Below are 18,612 nucleotides of genomic sequence, written 5' to 3'. Positions count from 1 at the left end.
TAATTATTTAACATTATTAATATTTTATGAGGAGGTAGTTATGAAAGAAAAACTACAAAGATTAGGTCAAGCCCTAATGCAACCAGTTGCGGTTATGCCTCTAGCAGCCCTTCTTTTGGGTATTGGTTATTTTATTGACCCTGTTGATTGGGGTGCAGGTTCGCCAATAGCAGCATTTTTCATATCTGCTGGTGGAGCAGTTTTAGATAATCTAGGCATACTATTTGCAGTAGGTATAGCGTTTGGTATTGCCAAAGAAAATCATGGCGCAAGTGCTCTTGCAGGTCTTGTAGCATTTTTAACCTTATCAAAGATGCTATCAACAGCAACAGTTGCCCAACTTAAGTCTATTGACGTCGAAGCATGGACAGCAAGCGATCCATTTAGAGTTGCAGCATTTGATGCCATCAACAACAAAAACGTACTTATAGGTATTATATCCGGGGTCTTGGGCGGCAAAGCCTACGATAGGTTCCACTCAACAAAACTTCCAGACTTCTTGGCATTCTTCTCAGGAAGAAGACTTGTGCCAATTATGGCATCCCTATATGCTCTAATTGCATCAATAATTCTAATTTTCCTATGGCCATTCATTTATGCTGGTCTAGTAAAATTTGGTACAACACTAACTGGAATGGGAGCTCTTGGTGCTGGATTATATGGATTCTTTAACAGACTATTGATTCCAACAGGACTTCACCATGCCCTAAACCAAGTATTCTGGTTTGGACTTGCTGATATCAACGATATACCAAATTTCTTAAATAACGTACAAGAATCAATCACAGCAACCTATCATCCAGGTATGTACCAAGCAGGATTCTTCCCAATAATGATGTTTGGTTTGCCAGGTGCTGCCCTAGCTATAGCTCAAAGAGCTGATGAGAGTAACAAAAAAACTACTAAAGCTCTTATGATTGCAGGTGCATTAGCATCATTCTTAACAGGTGTAACAGAACCACTAGAATTTGCCTTTATGTTTGTAGCACCACAACTTTACCTAGTACACGCACTACTAACAGGTATTTCAGTGTTCTTGGCAGCACAACTAAAAGCATACGCAGGATTTGGTTTCTCAGCAGGACTTATAGACTTACTGCTATCAGCAAAAAACCCAATGGCACAAAAAATTTGGATATTACTTGTAATGGGGCTAGTATTCTTTGCAATCTATTACTTATTATTTAGAGCTCTAATAGATAAATGGGATGTAGCTACTCCAGGTAGAAGCTCAAAATCTCAAAATAGTGGCCAGGTTTCTTCAGATGATAAGACAGCTGATCAAGAAGCAAAAGAACAACAAGCTACAGTAAAAGGATCATATACTGATACAGCAAAAACAATTTTACAAGGTCTAGGCGGAGCAGAAAATATTGATACAACAAGCTATTGTACAACAAGACTACGTCTAACAGTAAATGATCCAGCAAAAGTAAATGACGATAAAATCAAAGAAGCTGGCGTTGCAGGAATTATGAAACCAGGTCCAAAAGCAGTCCAAGTAATCATAGGACCACAAGTTCAAGCAGTGTATGATGAATTTGTAAAACTTTTGGGTAAATAAGAACTAAAAAATCAGTAGGCAATAGCTTACTGATTTTTTTATAAATCAAAAGGAGAAGAAAATGAAAAGATTATTAAACTACCAGGGAGGAGATTACCTCAAAGCTAGCCCTATGGAACTAAAACAAGCCATACTAGCATCAGAAGGCAGGGTAATAGTATCAGAATCAGTCGTATCAGCCCAACCCTATATCGGAGGACTTACAAATGCCGAAATAGAAAGAGCCTTTGGAGCAGACATACTACTACTAAATGCCTTAGACCTAGAAAATCCAACAATAAACGGCGTACCAGAAGAAGCATCAAATCACTTGGCATGGCTAAAACGCGCAACATCCAGACCCCTAGGAGTCAACCTAGAGCCAGTAGATACTAATGCAGAAATGACCCAAAGTAGAGAAGAACTACCAAAAGGTAGAATTGCATCCATAGAAAACTACAAATTAGCAAATGACCTTGGCCTAGATCTCATATGCCTAACAGGCAACCCAGGAACAGGAGTAACCAATAGTCAAATACTAGAAGCCATAAAAGAAGCCAAAGAGAACTTCAAAGGCCTTGTCATAGCAGGCAAAATGCACGCAGCAGGTACAGACGGACCTGTAATGAACCTAGAAATAGCCAAAGACTTCATAAAAGCAGGCATAGACATACTCCTAGTCCCAGCCCCATACACAGTCCCACACTTTAACGAAGATGATCTAAAAGAAATAGCAGACTATGTATATGACTACAACACAGGCAAAAATATAGAAGAAAATGTCCTCATCATGTCAGCCATAGGAACAAGCCAAGAAACAAGCGATGAAGACACCATAAGACAAATCGCCCTAGCAGCAAAAGCAAACGGCGCCCACCTCCAACACATAGGAGACGCCATGAACGGCATATCCTTACCAGAAAACATATACACCATGGGGGTAGCCATCAGAGGAGTAAGATGGCAAATGTACCAAATGAGCTCAAGCAACTATAGGAATGTGGAGAAATAGAGGTTTAGATATCTGTTTTTAACAATATATGCTATAATAAAATGCCACTTAATGAAGTGGTGATAGGGGGTGATATGAAATGTCATCGTCAGTAATGGAAAATTTTATTTTTCCTTTGCTAGTTGGGATAATACTTTTGGTTATCTCAAGGTATATAGATCCCAAAAACTAGCATAAAAAAAGACAGTAGTTCAGACCTACTGTCTTTTTTATTGAGTAATATTACTCTATCATCATCAGTATCCTTGTTGTCAAGGGCTTTATAGAGGTGGCTTCTCTTAATATTATTATAAGTCAATTTCTAAAAATTTCAATGCTTGTTCAAGGTGAAATATGAACGAACAACATTTACTTTTTTATCTAAGTGGTCAAAAAATCAGCATCCTAATCCGGGTGCTATTTTTTTGCCAATATTACTTTAATATATTAATAAAATTTGATCATTCTGCATTTTTATGATCTAATAAATATAGAATATATTAGGAGGCTTGTTTTGCAATTAAATCCAGAATCAAAAAAGATTTCAGAAATTTTTCCAGTAGGCAATGATATTACATATAACATACCTATTTATCAAAGAAATTATTCTTGGAGGTCTGACAATGTAGAAACACTATTCCAGGATATAGTTAGATAGAGGCTACTATATAGGTAACTTGCTTGTAACTCCAACCGTTGATAAGAACTCTTCTGTTGGCATCAAATATAACTCTTTGGATGTAGTGGATGGTCAACAAAGGCTTACAACCGTATCCTTATATTTACTGGGAATTTTTTATCATTTTATGATTGCAAGAGATCATAAAAATGTCCAATTTAATGATGTTGAAATTAGAAAAAATTTTAGAAACGCCCTATCCGATATTCCTAGAAGATTAATAAATGAGGAAACAGGTGAAACAAGGCTTAGCTTAAATCCTAACGACCAAGAAGTTTATGATGGACTTATGCAGATTGTAAGAAAAGAAACTGATGATTATATCGAATCCCGCAACAGAAAAATGGGCAAGAGGTTCTACGAAATACTAGAGCTGATAAAAACTCAGTTTTTGACCCCAGAGGGTAAAGATGAACCTATATATAATGAAAGTAACTTAAATGATTTAATAAAATTCTATAACGACTTAAATCATATGGAGATTCTAAGAATCAATGTGAGCAATCTTACAGATGCTTTTACTATTTTTACATCTTTCAATGCTAAAGGTCTTCCTCTAACATTAATTGATTTGCTAAAATCATATTATCTAGAGCAAGCAGTTAATAACTTGGATGATGAAGAGGCTTTAAATAAATGGGACATCCTGTTATCATATTTTAATGATACTAATAATGAGCCTAAATCTAATCTAGTTACACAATTTTTGCAAAATAACTTTGATACTTATGAAGTCAAAAAAGAAAACTCCACATCTTCTATAACAAAAACTCAAGCTTTATCTGAATATAAAACGTTATTTGATGAAAATGGAGAATCCTATATTGATACTTTAACATCAAGAGCTTTAATATTTGGATCATTTACCAATAATATAGGCGAATACAATGATTTATTAAATTATTCTGAGAGTATGATAAGTTCTTTACAAAAACTCTCTAAGATGGAAGCAACGTCCGTTTATCCAATTTTGCTCTATACTCTAAATGAGTTCAAACAAGGCAATATTGAACTAATTGAAATGGAAGAGATTTTGGATTATATAATTAAATACTTTGTCAGAAGAAATATAACTCTAAGGCCAAAGGCATCAAATCTCAGGGCAAAATCACTATCTGCTGTAAGGCAAATGCAAGTAGGAATCGAAAATACACATTTAAATATAATAAAGAATAATATCAAATCTCTTGCAGCTGATGATGATGTATTTATATCTGCTCTTAAAAACAATATTTATGATATTAACAAAGACACCACTAGAATAATATTAGTGGACTTAGAAAGAGAATTTGGACGCTATTTTAATAAACAAAGACCAGATAACCTCAATGATAAAATAGAAAACAAAAATCAATACAGATGGACTTTAGAGCATATTATGCCACAAAAACTAAAAACAAATTCATCTTGGGCAAAGAACTTAGAGGAAAAATATGGTGACATGAAAGACCAAGTACACCTAGACAACGTTCATAAACTCGGAAATCTTACACTAACTGGATACAATTCAGAATTGTCAAACAATGAGTTTGTAGATAAAAGAGACTATACAGACCCTACCACAGGTACCTTTGAAGGTCTTAGGACGCCATTGTTTTTAAATGAAACCATACCAAATAGATTGGCTAACGAAACTATAGGTGATAAGATCTACTGGACAATAGAAGATATAGATAGACGAAATGATGAGCTAATTGACTATGTTATGCACATTTACGACCTAGACAAAAAAGATGAGAATTAAATCTCATCTTTTTTAGTTTACAATACATCAATCTTATTTCTAATATCTTTTTTTAGCCACCATATACATAAAATAGAATCTAGGAATTCTGCTATGAAAAATGACCACCAGGCTATGTTTAGGTTGCCTGTTAGGGATAGGGCGTAGAATATTGGTACTAGTATTATGAATTGTCTTAGAAAGGATTGGAGTATTGCTACTTGCCAATTTCCTAAAGATTGGAAGACTCCTCCTACTGCTACTACCGATGGTATTGCCACAAAGTAGGATAGGCTTACTATGCGCATCATTGGTACTCCTATTTCTATCATAGTGTCTGTTGCGTTAAAGAGGCCTAGGAGTTGTTCTGGCCATATCCACATTACTAGGATTGATATTGATACTAGGACAAAGGAGCTTTTCATTGCAAGTCCTATGGCTTCTTTGATCCTTTCCTTTTTTCTTGCTCCGTAGTTATAGGCCACTATGGTTGTGAGGGCATTTGATATGCCTATGACTGGCAAGAAGGCAAATGATTGGAACTTGAACATTACCCCGTAGGCTGCTATGGCTGATGAGCCGAATTTGTTTAGGATTTGGTTTAGGACAAATACTACTATTGATCCAATTGTTGACATTACTATGGATGGAATGCCTATCCAAAATATTTGTTTTATAATGTCCCCGTGCAGTTTGAACTTTTCTGATGTAAATTTGATTTCTTTGTTTTTTGTCTTGTTGAAGTAAAGACCTATCAGTGATCCTCCGACTTGGCCTAAGACTGTTGCTATTGCAGCTCCCTTTACTTCAAGTCTTGGCATACCAAATAGGCCAAATATTAGAATTGGGTCAAGGATTAGGTTTAGTACAGCTCCAGATATTTGGGTTATCATAGTATAATTGGTTAATGATGTGGCTTGGAGAAGTTTTTCTGCAAGTATTTGAAAGAATATGCCGGCAGAAAATATTGTCACTATGTATAGGTATTCCTTTGTATAATTTGTGACAATTTCGTTTTGCTTTTGGGCTATGGCGTATGAATTTGTGAAAAGCACTCCAAGCACGGCAAATACTACTGACAGGATCGTGGCTAGGATTACTCCGTGTCTGGCAACAGATCCTACTCTTTCTCTGTTATTTTCTCCCAAAAACCTACTCAAGAGGGCTGATGAACCGACTCCTATACCTACTCCAAAGGCTATTAGGATATTTTGTACTGGAAAGGCAAGGGATACTGCTGTGAGGGCTTCTTCGGAGATTTGTGCTACGAAAATGGAATCAACTACATTGTAGATTGACTGCACTAGCATAGAGATTACCATAGGTATGGACATCTCCAAGAGAAGTTTGCCAACAGGCATGGTTCCCATTTTATTTTCTTTTATTTGTATATCTTGTATGTCTGTCATATTTTCTCCACTAATTATTATAAGCCTATATAATAAACCATTTACTAATATTTTTTCAAGATTTTTTATGCTTTAAAGCAAAAATCCCAGGAATTTTTCCTAGGATTTTAAATCAGCTAATTAGTTAGAATACTGATTTTACTGATTTTGTTTTGCTTTCTTCTTCTATTTTTTCTATAAATGTTTCTAGGCTTACTTCTGGTGTTTCTTCGCCATCTCTATTTCTTACTGTTAGTAGTTTTGAGCTTTCTTCCTTTTCTCCTACTACTAGCATGTAGTTTGCACGCATTAATTGTGCTTGTCTAATCTTGTAGCCTACTCCCTCGCTTCTTTCATCTACCTTTACTCTAAAGCCAGCATCACTGATTTTTCCTTGTAATTCGTGAGCTGTGTCTAGGAATTTGTCGCTTACTGGGATGATTACCACTTGTTCTGGGTTTAGCCATAGTGGGAATCTTCCAGCAAAGTGTTCTGTTAGTACACCTATAAATCTTTCTACAGATCCAAGGAGTGCTCTGTGAAGCATAACTGGTCTTTTCTTTTCGCCGTTTTCATCGACATATGTTAGGTCAAAGTTTTGTGGTAATTGGAAGTCTAGTTGGATTGTTCCACATTGCCATGTTCTCTTTGCTGCATCTTCTAGATGGAAGTCGATTTTTGGTCCGTAGAATGCCCCATCTCCTGGGTTTAGTTCGTATTCCATGCCACGTTCTTCAAGGGCTGCCTTTAGTTGTTCTTCGGCAAAGTCCCAATCTTCAATCTCTCCCATAAAGTCATCTGGTCTTGTTGATAGTTCTAGTGTGTATTTGAAACCAAATGTTGAGTATAGAAGGTCTGCAAGGTCAATCATTCTGTAAACTTCTTCTTTGATTTGGCTTGGTAGGCAGTATACGTGGGCATCATCTTGAGTAAATGTTCTTACTCTAAATAGTCCATGTAGAGTTCCTGATAGCTCGTGTCTGTGAACTTGGCCAAATTCTGCAAGTCTGATTGGTAGGTCTCTGTATGAGTGTTGGTTTGATGCGTATGTCAAAACAGAGCCTGGGCAGTTCATTGGTTTTATAGCATAGTCTTCTTCGTCAATTTTTGTGAAGTACATATTTTCTTTGTAGTGATCCCAGTGACCTGATCTGTGCCACAATTCTTCATTCATTATAAGTGGAGTTTTGATTTCTCCATATCCACGTTCTTCAAGAACACCTCTCCACCAGTCTAGTAGTTCGTTCATTAGAATCATTCCATTTGGATGGAAGAATGGGAATCCTGGTCCTTCTTCGTGGAAGGCAAATAGGTCCATTTCTTTTCCTATCTTTCTGTGGTCACGGCGTTCGATTTCTTTTTGTAATTCTTCCCATTCACTTAGTTGGCTAGCTTTTTCGAAGGAAATACCGTAGATTCTTTGTAGCATTTGGCGGTCGGAATCACCTCTCCAATATGCACCAGCTATTGTTTTTAGCTTAACTGCCTTGATTTTCTTTGTTGATTCAAGGTGTGGGCCAGCACAAAGGTCTGTAAATACATCGCCCATCTTATAAAGGGTAATCATTTCATCTGCTGGAAGGTCATTTATAAGTTCTACTTTATAGTCTTGGCCTTCTTCTTCAAACATCTTCAGAGCTTCATCTCTTGAAATTTCTACTCTTTCAAGTTTTTGGTCAGATTTTGCTATAGCAAGCATTTCTTTTTCGATTTTTTCGAAATCTTCTGGAACAAATCTGTGGTCTACGTCCATGTCGTAGTAGAAGCCATCTCCTATAGCAGGACCTATGGCAAATTTAGTATCTGGCCAAAGTTTCTTGATAGCAGCAGCCATAACATGGCTTGTTGTATGCCAGAATATTTCCTTGCCTTCCTTATCTTCAAATTTTACAACTCTAAAGTCACTATCTTCTGTGATTGGCTCAGCATAACCCATAACTTTGCCATTAACAACAGCTCCAAGGGCAGCTCTGTATAGGCCCTCAGAAATATCTTTTGTAGCTTCTCCAACTTTTACGCCACTTTCATATTCTCTTATCGAATCATCTGGTAATTTAATTTTAATCATAATCTCTCCTTACTTTTTTTCACAAATAAAAAACCGTCCCTTATCGTTTCCGATAAAAGGACGGGTCATATCCGTGGTTCCACCTAATTTTGTTCTCATTAAAGGTCTTAACGCGACCAGACGTTTTAATTTCTTAAAAAACTCCAGGGTGGTCTTCGACAATTTTCCTTTTAAGACTTCTCAGCAATCGTCTCTCTCTGTAAAAATTCCAATCTCTACTGTCCCTATCAAAGTTAATAATATATAGATTAGTTTACCTTCAAAATAAACTTTTGCAAATTATAATATATAAGCAATACCTTTAGCCATAAGTTTTATACACAAAATATCTCTGTGAAAATATATCTCGACTTAAATTAATATCTCTATTTATTCAACTTTTATCCTAGAATTTTTTCATATTCTTTTATAAATTCTTCAGCCTCTTTTTCTAAAGCTCTGCTCTCTTCAATTAGTTTTTCTAATTTACCTTTTACATTTATCACAGTTTCTGGTGTATAATCTAGTAAATACTGAGCTGCCAATGCTTTAATTTTTAGGGCATTTAATGATTTTTTAACCATTAAAAGATTATCTTGTAAAATAGATCTCTTATAGTAACCTTCATTAATATTTTTATAACCCTTGCTCACATAAATTATATCGTAAGAATCTTTTTTATTTAAATCATCTTTTTCTAAGTCATGTGACTTATCAGGTTTTTGTGGATTCACTGGTTTAGATGGTTTATTTTTTGCATTTGCAATTGCTTCTATTAATTTATTATTTAGTTCAATCAAGTCTTCTACTGACAAATCTTCATTTTCTAGTGCTTGGTCTATTCCTGCAATTACTTTCTTTAAGTCTTCATCATCTATTTTTTTGCTGATCTCTATTAGCTCTTTAAGAGCTTTTTTACTTCTTTGTATTTTTTCTTTGGTTTTTTCATCAGCTAAATTTTTCTCTTTTTCTGATAATGTATCTTTAGCATCAGAAGCTTTTTTTTGTGCCTCTTCTAAGTCTTTTTGAGCTTCTTCTTTTGCCTTATTGGCCTCATCCAATTTTTTCTTACATTGAGCTTCTTTTTCTTTTGCTTCTTTTACCTTTTCTCTATTTTGTCTAAGCTCTTCTTTTGCTTTCTCGTATCTTTCCTTGGCTTCTTTTATTTTTTGATTAATGTTCGCATCACTCGGATTTTTTTCTAATTCTGATATTTTTTCTTCAAGTTCTTTTACTTTTTGATCAGCCTCTTTTTTTGAAGCATTAACTTTTTCTAAAGTTTTTTTAGATTCTTCTAATTCTTTTTTAGCTATTTGCTCTGTTTTTTCATTAGCTTCTAACTCTTTTTGTTTTTCTAGAGTTTTTGCTTCGGCTGTCTTTATTTCTTCTTGGATTTTTTCTTTTTCTTTGTTTGCTTGATCTAGAGCTTTTTTAAGCTCTTCAATTCTTTCTTTATTATTTTCTATACTTTGTATTAATTCTTTGGATTCTTTTAGACTATCTATATAGGCTTCATCTTGTTCGTATTTAGCTAGAGCTTCTTTATAGATTTCTTCTTTTTCTGTTAGGTTTTTTGATAATTTTTCCATATTCGCTAGTTGACTAGTAAATTCTTTATCAAATCTCTCGACAGTTCCACCTATAGAGCTAGCTTGAGAAGCAAAGTTCCAATCATATAATTGAGCTCTACTATCTCTAAATGCATCGGTTGCTTTTACTACTGCTCTCCAACATTCCCAATACTCATCTTTAGCTTTCTCATAATCATATAAAGGCCCTTTTACATTGTGAAAATAATTATCTTTATTGCTTTCTTCAAGTTCTTTTATCTTGTCATCTAGATTTTCAGATGTAATATTGCCATTTTTTATATCTTCTATTAGTTTATTTTTTGCTATAGCCTTACTTTGTTCAATTGTTTTATCATGTTCGCTTCTAATTGCGCCATTATAATTCCTTACTGAATCTAAATCTGCATTGGCCTGATCATTAAGTTCATGGCATTTTTTTCTTAGCTCGTCTCGTAGTTTGTTACATGCTTCTGCTTGCTTTTCTAGCTTATCTATTTCTTCTTGCTTTTTATTGTATTGGTCGCTGTCTTTTTCTAGAGATTTTATTTCTTCCTTTGCCTTATCTAAGCTTTTATTAATTTCTACTAAATTTGTATTTTCACTTTCAAATTTTATTATTTCTTTATAAAGATTTTCTAGATTATTCTTATTTTCCTCTACCTTTTCCAGAGATTTTTTAGTATTGGTTTTCAAACCCTCAACTTCATTTCCTATTTTATCCAAATCTTCTTTTTTATCTTCTAGGGCATTTTGGGATTTATTTTTCGCATCTTCTAAATCTTTATTAGCTTTTTCGTAATTTTCTTCTACTTCTTTTGTTTTTGGATTATCTATGAGCTTATTTAGGTCTTCCTGTGCTTGCTTTTCTTCTGCTTTTGCTTTTTCTAGAGCATTCTTAGCTTTGTTTACTTTTGCTTCTTGAGCTTCTTTAGAACTTATGGCTTCTTTTACTTCCTTATCTGCTTTGTCTTGATCATCTTTTGCAATTTCCAAATCTTTTTTTGCTTTTTCTAATTCTTTTTCTGCTAATTCGTTTTTATCTTTTAACTCACTAAGTTTTATAAATTCATCGCTAGCATTAGTTTGCTCTTCTACAGCCGCTTCTAGATTTTGGTAAGCTTTTTCTTTTTCATCACTAGCCTTAGCATAATTGATAGTTGCTTTTTCTACTTCTTCGTCTCTTTGTTTTTTCTTATCTTCCTTATCTCTTAAATTTTCTTCTGCCTTAGATAAATCTTTTTGGGCTTCTTCTACTTCTTTTTGTAGTTTTTCGACTTCCTCACTTACTTTTGTTAATTCTTCATTTTTAGTATTAATTTCTTCATTATTTTCTAATGGCTTTGCTTCATTACTTGCCGCAAATGAGCTTATTGCTGGGCTTAGGGCATTTAAACCCAAAGCTAGTAAAAGTGCAGTTGCTAATTTTTTATTTTTATTTTTCATATACGTTCTCCTTTTTATTAATACATTTTTTGTAAACTCTTCTATATTTGCTAGGACATAAGCCTGAATAAATTTTAAAATTCCTAGCGAAATTTGATTGTTCTGCAAATCCTAGTTCTTCTGCTATTTGACCTATTTCTTTATCTGTGCTTATAAGCAAATCCTGAGCTTTCATCATCCTAATTATATTTAGATACCTCATAGGAGTATATTGAAATTCACTAATAAATTTATTATTTAAGCTAGATTTTGATATTTGAAACTTATCTACTAAAAAATCCAAACTAATATCATTAGCCAAATTTTTTCTAAGATAACTTTCAATCTCAAATATTTGATCTTCACATTGTTTTTTATAGTATCTACTTCTATTATCACTAATCTTCCTGTCTGATATTAAACAGATTAATTCTAAAGTTTTTATAGCAATTAAACTTTTATTTTCTTCTTTAAGGTATAAAATAAGCTGGTTTGCAGCTTCTAATAAATCTTTATCTGATGAGGTGTAGCCTACATCACTTATGTTTTTAAATTTATTAACAAATGTTTGTAAAATTTTATAATAATCCTTACTAATATCAAGATTGTTAGGATTAATAACTATGTTAAAGGCAGTTGTTTTTTCTCTGTTCGTATAAGATTTTTTAGATTTAGGTATATACTTACCTACAAAAAGTTGTCTATTAATTAATACCTTGCTATTATTGATATAAGTAAAATAATTGCCTTCATAAGAGTAGGCAATCCTATAACCATAGTTGCTGCTTTCAATTGAATTTTCCGAACTATATTTTTCTTTAAAGTCTATATATACTACATAAACTCCTGGAAAGATTAAGTAAGATCTCATTTTATTTTTTGGGGACTTTATGGATTCATAATCAAAAATTTCTTTATCTTTTGTAGGGCAAAGTTTAAATCCCCAACTTTCAATACCTTTAACTGCCATTTACAAACTCCACCACATTCTCATCAACCATTTTTATAAATTCATAGTCATGGGTTACAATTATTACAATCTTGCCCATATTTTTCATCTCCCTAATAATTTCAATTGTCTTTTTCATATTTTTCATACAAAGACCAGATGTAGGTTCATCTAAGATAACAATCTTCTTTGGACTTGCGTAAGCTAAAGCTAGGGCAAGTCTTTGTTTTTGTCCACCAGATAAGCTTTGAGGGTGCATATTTTTCTTATCTATTAAGCCAAGTTTTGTTAAACTTTCTTCTTTTATTCTCTCATCATCTGTAACTATTGAAATTTCTTTATAAACGCTTTCTGTGAAAAGTTGATAGTTTACATCTTGCATCACAATAGATATAAAATCCCCACTCGACTTGATTTTCTTACCTTTATAGTAAACCAAGGACTTTTGCCCTTTATTTAACTTGCACAAATTTCTAATAAAGGATGTTTTCCCTATGCCATTTTCTCCTATTATAAAATAGATTCCTGGATCAAAAGAAATATTAAAGTCGAACAAAACTTCCTTACTATTTTTATATTTGCAATAAAAATCAATGCATCTTAATTCATTATTATTATCATATAACTTATCATACAAAAGCTTTTTAGACCATTTTTCATTTTTTATTTCATCAATCCCTATTTCATCTAATCTTCTTAGATTATAAGTCTTTATCAAATCATTGTTTACTTTATTTTTACCATATTCTATGAGCTTATTATCTTTAATTATACAAAGCTTATCTATTATATTTTTCAAATAATAAAGTCTATGCTCAGCGATAATTATAATCTTGCCCATATCTTTTAAACTTTTAATAATCCTTGCTAGCTTTTCAATTGCTTTTTTATCAAGAGAGGCTGATGGTTCATCAAATACATATATATCGTTATCTAAAACAGCTACAGAAGTAATTGCCACTAATTGCTTCTCGCCACCTGATAATTTTAATAAGTCCTTTTCAAGAAGTTTTTCTGTTGCTAATAACTTGCTATACTTATCAATAATATGAAATATTTCATCTCTTTTTATATTTCTGTTTTCCAAAGCAAAGGCTATCTCATCAAGAGAATTTACCGCATAAAATTGATTTTTAGGATTTTGAAATACCGTCGATATAAACTTACTTCTATCTGCTATAGTCATATCCACTAGATTTTTACCATCTAATTCAATTTTCCCACTCAATTTTGCCTTATCAATCTCAGGAATTATTCCATTGATAGCTTTAATAATCGATGACTTACCAGAGCCGGATTCCCCAGTTATTACACTTACAGATCCTTTTTCAAAACTAATATTGACATTTTCTAATATCTTATATCTTTTTTTATCAAAATCTTCGTAGTCCAATCCAAAACCTTTAAATTCTAGCATATCTTTCCCCTTATAAATAAAATTATTAAAACCAAGGAAAAAACTAAAAATACATAATCAAAAAATTTAAGTTTTGCATTTGATATACTAGAACGTTCACATCCTACTTTCATCCCTCTTGTCATTGCTGATATTGATACATTATCAGCTGTTTGTGAGGTTATCATTAGCAAGGGAACAAATTTATATTCCAAAATCCTAGCTGGATCTTTAAAGAAATTTTTAGCCGTCAATCCGTGCATGTAGATAGCCTCATTTATTTTTTATAGTCCTCTTTTATGGAATAAAAAAATCTAAACATAACTGAAATTGGTATTATTATATAATCAGGAAACTTTATTTTTTTTAGAGCATAAACTAGATCACTCATAGTAGTAGTGCTAATTGTATAATAACCCATCATAAAGCCTGGTAATATACTCATAGTAATTCCACAATACAAGTTTAATATCATAGTCCATATATTTTGAGGAAGTATTAATAAGTATTTATTTCCTACAATGGCGAAAGTATTTACTACTACTCCCTTTATAAGCATTGACCATCTTTTATCTACCAAGGCAAAAATATAAGGTAAGAAACACAAGAACATTCCTAAATAATAATAGTTATGAACTAGGCTTCCTTCAATTACAACAACTCCTACTACTATAGTTAAAAGTAGTTTTGTTCTAAAATCAAGCTTCATCTATGCCATTCCTGCTTTTATAAAGTGTTTTTTAAGTATTTTTATTCCTAGAGTACAACCTAGATAAGCACCCAATACACCAAGAGCCACGATTGGAACAAATGACCAAGTAGGCATTACTGACATTAACTTTTCCACAAAATCTGCTTTATAACCTTGGCTTATCAAATTCTCTTTATATGAATCTCTAGCTATATATAAAGGTAATAGGTTAGTAGCAGAAAATAATGAAAAAAACATATAAGTTAACCTTGCATATTTTATGCTTTTGTAATTACCTTTTTTCATTATAAATTCTGAAACTAAAGCAATGAGAACAATGAGCGGTAAAGTAATCGCTCCATGGCCACTTAAAGAAAATACCAAGCCAAAAATAATGCCCATTATCAAAATCATGCCAAATTTATTTATTTTAGTTGAATATAGCATAAAAACAGGCCCTGATACCAAGCAACATGCAAAAGGGACAAGAGGCATGAGGACAGGTATAAAACCTATCATGCCAGCAAGCCATACTGCCATAACGACTAAAAGAGAAAAAACTCCTGCATTTACTAAATCTCGTACATTAAATTTATTCACTTATAAAAAACCTCCCTTAATATACAAATTTTTCAGAAAGTCTTGAGCTTTCTATCATTTTTGCGTAAGTTTTACTATTGTCCAAAAGATATTCATGAGTTCCTAAAGCTTCGATTTTCCCCTCATTCATAACTATAATTTGATCTACATTTTGAATTGACTTCATTCTGTGAGATATGAGCACTACTGTCTTATTTTTTGTTAGTTCATTTAAAGAATCTTGGATATACTTTTCGTTTTCTACATCTAAAGAAGCTGCTATTTCGTCTAACAAAATTATTTCTGCATTTTTTAAAAATGCCCTAGCTATTGAAATTCTCTGTCTCTCTCCTCCAGATAAGTTTGAGCCATTTTCTCCAATGAGAGTTTTATATCCCATTGGAAGTTTGTTTACAAACTCGTCGCAATTGGCAAGTCTTGCAGCTTTCAAAACTTCATCATCACTTGCGGATAAATCTCCAAGCCTTATATTATCCATAACGCTTCCATTAAATAATATTACATCTTGAAATACCATGGATATGTGGCTAAATAAATCCTTAGTATCTATGGCATTAATTTCTTTGCCATCTATAGATATCTTTCCTTTATCATAATCATAAAGTCTTGATAAGAGTCGAAGTACAGTTGTTTTTCCGCAACCAGATGGCCCTACCAAGGCGCTTACTTTATCTTGGTAACTATTAAAGGAAATACCATCTATTACTTTCTTGCCATCTTTATAGGAAAACTCTAAATTTTCACAAGAAATATCAAAAGATTTTATATCACTTCTTTGACCTTCTTGCATATTCGCCAATTCGATGGATTTAATTTTTTCAACTGGTGAATCTATATACATAAATTCTCCATAGTATATTACAAATTGATCTACTCCGTCTATTAGCCTTGCCGCAGCAAATAAGTAGCCGGAAAAGTATAGAATATTTATATTACCTTCAATAAGTTCCTTTAAGCCAAAATATATGGCAAAACCCAAAGCAAATCTTGCCACTATTTGTGAAAGTGTTACCGGTATAACTTGAGATATTTCAGTAGCAACGTGTTTTTTTTCAAGCTTATTTACAAAATTAATCGCTTCTTTTTCTTTGCTTTCGCTTAAATTATAAGCTTTGATTTCTGTAGATGAGTCTATAAGCTCTTGAAAAATCCTAGCAGATTCTCTTTGATCTTTGTAATATTCTCCTGTCGCTTTCTTTTGCCTATTTTTAGATAAAAATGTCAACAATATACTTGCTAAAATCGGAATAATTATAGCCAAGGCTAGTCTAACATTTCCTATTAATAACAAAATTGAAACGATGCAAAAACTAATTATAAAACCATAAAAACCTGGGATGGAATGACTTAGACAGTGTTCTATAGTTTCTACATCCTTCATTATAGTTTGGGATAAATCTGTAAGATCGTGGCTAGCATAAAAGGAGAGGGGCAAATCTTTTAATTTCTCAGCAAGACTAATCCTTAAATTTGCACTTTCATTATATGTCTCATTATAGGTTGTCTTATAATCCTTATCAAGTACCAAGGCCATTATAATAGCTACAATTATATAGGATATTATAGTAGCTTTAAGAGAAAAGTCCCCAAGACCCAACAGCCCCTGGATTGTATACATTAGTAAAAATATAGGTAACATAAAAGATAGGTTTTTAAGGGTTGAATAGAGAATAGCTATTGATGTTCCCTTTGCACCCTCAGCTGTTAGAGCAAATCTATTTTTTAAATAATCTTTCATTAGCTTATCCTCCATTGGTTGGCTTCATCATACAAATCTACAAATTGTTTGTACCTGGCTCCATTTTCCATCAAATAATCATGACTTCCTCGCTCAATGATATTTCCGTCTTCAACTACTAAAATCTCATCAACTCCACGAATAGAAGATAATCTGTGAGCTATCATAATGACTGTTTTGCCTTCCATTAGACTTTTGAAGGCTTGTTGAAGTTCATATTCATTTTCTGGATCTGCTGCAGCCGATGCTTCATCTAAAATAACGATCTTAGGATCTTTTAGAAATATCCTTGCTATAGATACTCTTTGTATCTCTCCACCTGATAAATTGACCCCGCTTGCTCCAATTATAGAATCATATCCATCTTCAAATTTATCTATGAATTGATCACACTTAGAAAGTCTTAAAGCCTCATAAACTTCCTTGTCACTTGCATCCTTTTTTGCAAGTTTTACATTTTCAAAAATTGAAATTCCTTGAAATAGTTTTGGATTTTGGTAAACCATGCCAATATTATCCATCAAAGTCTCTTTTTTATAAGAGTAAATGTTTTTATCACCTAGAAGTATTTCCCCAGAATCTATAGGATATAAAGCGGAAATAAGTTTTGCAATAGTTGATTTACCGCCTCCAGATGGACCTACTAGGGCATAAACTTTATTTTCGTCTAATTTAAAAGATAAATTATCTATTATCTTGGTCTTTTTTTCATAAGAAAAACTTACATCTCTAAATTCTATAGAATAATTATCTATAAAATCATCATTTCCATAAGTAATTTTATTGTCATTCATCTCATCAAATAGATTTTCGAGATTGTCTACTGCTGTAGTTGCCTCTACGTTGTACATGCCGACATACATAATCTTCATCAAATCTGAGAAAAATAAACCCATAAACAAGGTAAAAAATAGAAGCTTAGCAGACCAAAGATAAGGATCAGCGCCATTTCTCACTACCATGTAAATAGCAATAAATATAGGCGTAATTATAAAAATATTTAATACCCATTGAAAACTTACAAAGGGCAACCTACAAGACATAGAATAAGCGTAAACCATATCTCTATAGTCGTTAATAGTTCTATATAACTTTTTAAAACCTATGAGTGGAGCATTAAAAATCTTTACAACCGGCAATCCTCTGACATATTCAACAGCCTGGCCATTAAGTTCATCAGATTTTTTCATATAAGCTATGGTAAATTCTTTTTCACCAGACATTTTATAAAGTAAAAACATAGATATTAAAACAATTATTACGAAAAATATGCCCAGATAAAGATCTATATTAAAAACCAAGATCAGCAATAGTATCGGTGTAATAATTGCTGCTGTATGGTCAGGTATTAAGTGAGCGACACTCATATGAGTTTGCTCAACATTGTTATCTATAATTTTTCTAACTTCTCCTGACTGATGAGTATCAAAAAATGTGTTTGAAGCATTTATTAAATTCTTAATTCCTTTTTCCCTAAGCCTCGTTTCCAAGCTAAAAGCCGCTAAATGGCTCATCCAAGTCCCTACTATGTATAATATAGCTTGTACTATAAATAAATTTAATACATAAGATGCACTAAATTTTACACCTAAATAATCTCCTTTTGTAAAAACACTTTCAATTATTTGCCAAATCAAATAATAGGCATAAAATTGGACAAAACATCCTAAGGCCGTAAAAACAACTGATAATATACCATTAATTTTTTTATCTGGAATATAAGAAAATAATTTATTATATATTTTCAAAAGTATACCTCCTTATAATCGATGTATATTGATAATCAATATCATTATATAGTATATCAAAAATTATCTATTATACTTGCCAAAAATCGTATTTTATTCAAAAATCTTCAAATTTTTATAAAATTT

At 32.6% G+C, this 18,612-nt stretch carries 14 protein-coding genes and 1 other annotated feature; of the genes, 4 read left to right on the top strand and 10 right to left on the bottom strand.

Going from position 1 to position 18,612, the window contains the following annotated elements:
- Nucleotides 1–40: 40 nt before the first annotated feature.
- The 4 genes from nagE to BN38_RS11495 all read left to right on the top strand — a co-directional run bounded on the left by nagE (nucleotide 41) and on the right by BN38_RS11495 (nucleotide 4,957).
- Nucleotides 41–1,564 carry an N-acetylglucosamine-specific PTS transporter subunit IIBC gene (nagE, locus tag BN38_RS01325; RefSeq protein ID WP_044565111.1) on the top strand — a complete coding sequence of 508 codons (1,524 nt, stop codon included), beginning with the start codon at nucleotides 41–43 and terminating at the stop codon, nucleotides 1,562–1,564.
- Nucleotides 1,565–1,625: 61 nt separating this feature from the next.
- Nucleotides 1,626–2,555, top strand: coding sequence for a DUF7916 family protein (locus BN38_RS01320; RefSeq protein WP_044565110.1), 930 nt, complete (start codon nucleotides 1,626–1,628; stop codon nucleotides 2,553–2,555).
- 493 nt (nucleotides 2,556–3,048) lie between these two features.
- Nucleotides 3,049–3,192 carry a GmrSD restriction endonuclease domain-containing protein gene (locus tag BN38_RS11500; protein WP_195890871.1) on the top strand — a complete coding sequence of 48 codons (144 nt, stop codon included), beginning with the start codon at nucleotides 3,049–3,051 and terminating at the stop codon, nucleotides 3,190–3,192.
- A 19-nt stretch (nucleotides 3,193–3,211) separates the two neighbouring features.
- Complete coding sequence (locus BN38_RS11495) at nucleotides 3,212–4,957, top strand: DUF262 domain-containing protein (RefSeq protein WP_049944415.1); 1,746 nt, start codon at nucleotides 3,212–3,214, stop codon at nucleotides 4,955–4,957.
- Between the two features lie 17 nt (nucleotides 4,958–4,974).
- On the opposite strand, the gene BN38_RS01310 is transcribed toward BN38_RS11495, so the two are convergent.
- The 10 genes from BN38_RS01310 to BN38_RS01270 form a co-directional block, all read right to left on the bottom strand.
- On the bottom strand, nucleotides 4,975–6,345 hold the full coding sequence (locus tag BN38_RS01310; RefSeq protein WP_044565109.1) for an MATE family efflux transporter: 1,371 nt from the start codon (nucleotides 6,343–6,345) through the stop codon (nucleotides 4,975–4,977).
- Between the two features lie 124 nt (nucleotides 6,346–6,469).
- Entirely contained in the window at nucleotides 6,470–8,392 is a 1,923-nt protein-coding gene (gene thrS, locus BN38_RS01305) for a threonine--tRNA ligase (protein WP_044565108.1), read from the bottom strand.
- A gap of 53 nt (nucleotides 8,393–8,445) precedes the next feature.
- Nucleotides 8,446–8,632: a binding site (T-box leader), on the bottom strand.
- 140 nt (nucleotides 8,633–8,772) lie between these two features.
- A complete protein-coding gene (locus tag BN38_RS01300) occupies nucleotides 8,773–11,385 on the bottom strand; it encodes a hypothetical protein (protein WP_044565107.1) in 2,613 nt (870 codons plus the stop codon).
- The gene (locus BN38_RS01295; RefSeq protein ID WP_044565106.1) at nucleotides 11,375–12,334 is read right to left on the bottom strand and encodes an AraC family transcriptional regulator; all 960 of its coding nucleotides are present in this window, start codon (nucleotides 12,332–12,334) and stop codon (nucleotides 11,375–11,377) included. Before BN38_RS01295 ends, BN38_RS01300 begins: the two co-directional genes overlap by 11 nt.
- A complete protein-coding gene (locus BN38_RS01290) occupies nucleotides 12,324–13,730 on the bottom strand; it encodes an ATP-binding cassette domain-containing protein (protein WP_044565105.1) in 1,407 nt (468 codons plus the stop codon). Before BN38_RS01290 ends, BN38_RS01295 begins: the two co-directional genes overlap by 11 nt.
- On the bottom strand, nucleotides 13,724–13,972 hold the full coding sequence (locus BN38_RS11260; RefSeq protein ID WP_230197703.1) for an energy-coupling factor transporter transmembrane protein EcfT: 249 nt from the start codon (nucleotides 13,970–13,972) through the stop codon (nucleotides 13,724–13,726). Before BN38_RS11260 ends, BN38_RS01290 begins: the two co-directional genes overlap by 7 nt.
- 14 nt (nucleotides 13,973–13,986) lie before the next feature.
- Complete coding sequence (locus BN38_RS11255) at nucleotides 13,987–14,418, bottom strand: energy-coupling factor transporter transmembrane component T (protein WP_230197702.1); 432 nt, start codon at nucleotides 14,416–14,418, stop codon at nucleotides 13,987–13,989.
- Complete coding sequence (locus BN38_RS01280) at nucleotides 14,419–15,000, bottom strand: MptD family putative ECF transporter S component (protein WP_044565104.1); 582 nt, start codon at nucleotides 14,998–15,000, stop codon at nucleotides 14,419–14,421. It abuts the gene before it with no gap.
- 16 nt (nucleotides 15,001–15,016) lie between these two features.
- Nucleotides 15,017–16,738 (bottom strand): ABC transporter ATP-binding protein, encoded by a 1,722-nt coding sequence (locus tag BN38_RS01275; RefSeq protein ID WP_044565103.1) that lies wholly within the window; start codon nucleotides 16,736–16,738, stop codon nucleotides 15,017–15,019.
- Nucleotides 16,738–18,486, bottom strand: a complete 1,749-nt coding sequence (locus BN38_RS01270; protein WP_044565102.1) for an ABC transporter ATP-binding protein — start codon at nucleotides 18,484–18,486, stop codon at nucleotides 16,738–16,740. The genes BN38_RS01275 and BN38_RS01270 overlap by 1 nt, the downstream gene beginning before the upstream one ends.
- Nucleotides 18,487–18,612 lie beyond the last annotated feature (126 nt).

The organism is Anaerococcus provencensis (assembly GCF_000312365.2).
GTDB classification, from domain to species: domain Bacteria; phylum Bacillota; class Clostridia; order Tissierellales; family Peptoniphilaceae; genus Anaerococcus; species Anaerococcus provencensis.
This window is presented reverse-complemented; position numbering and strand designations above follow the sequence as displayed.

Excerpts from the sequence above, each read along its gene's own strand:
- BN38_RS01275 (WP_044565103.1), bottom strand. The coding sequence starts at position 16,738 with ATGAAAGATTATTTAAAAAATAGATTTGCTCTAACAGCTGAGGGTGCA.
- BN38_RS01310 (WP_044565109.1), bottom strand. The coding sequence starts at position 6,345 with ATGACAGACATACAAGATATACAAATAAAAGAAAATAAAATGGGAACC.
- BN38_RS01290 (WP_044565105.1), bottom strand. The coding sequence starts at position 13,730 with ATGCTAGAATTTAAAGGTTTTGGATTGGACTACGAAGATTTTGATAAA.
- thrS (WP_044565108.1), bottom strand. The coding sequence starts at position 8,392 with ATGATTAAAATTAAATTACCAGATGATTCGATAAGAGAATATGAAAGT.
- BN38_RS01320 (WP_044565110.1), top strand. The coding sequence starts at position 1,626 with ATGAAAAGATTATTAAACTACCAGGGAGGAGATTACCTCAAAGCTAGC.
- BN38_RS01300 (WP_044565107.1), bottom strand. The coding sequence starts at position 11,385 with ATGAAAAATAAAAATAAAAAATTAGCAACTGCACTTTTACTAGCTTTG.
- BN38_RS11260 (WP_230197703.1), bottom strand. The coding sequence starts at position 13,972 with ATGCACGGATTGACGGCTAAAAATTTCTTTAAAGATCCAGCTAGGATT.
- BN38_RS01295 (WP_044565106.1), bottom strand. The coding sequence starts at position 12,334 with ATGGCAGTTAAAGGTATTGAAAGTTGGGGATTTAAACTTTGCCCTACA.
- nagE (WP_044565111.1), top strand. The coding sequence starts at position 41 with ATGAAAGAAAAACTACAAAGATTAGGTCAAGCCCTAATGCAACCAGTT.
- BN38_RS11255 (WP_230197702.1), bottom strand. The coding sequence starts at position 14,418 with ATGAAGCTTGATTTTAGAACAAAACTACTTTTAACTATAGTAGTAGGA.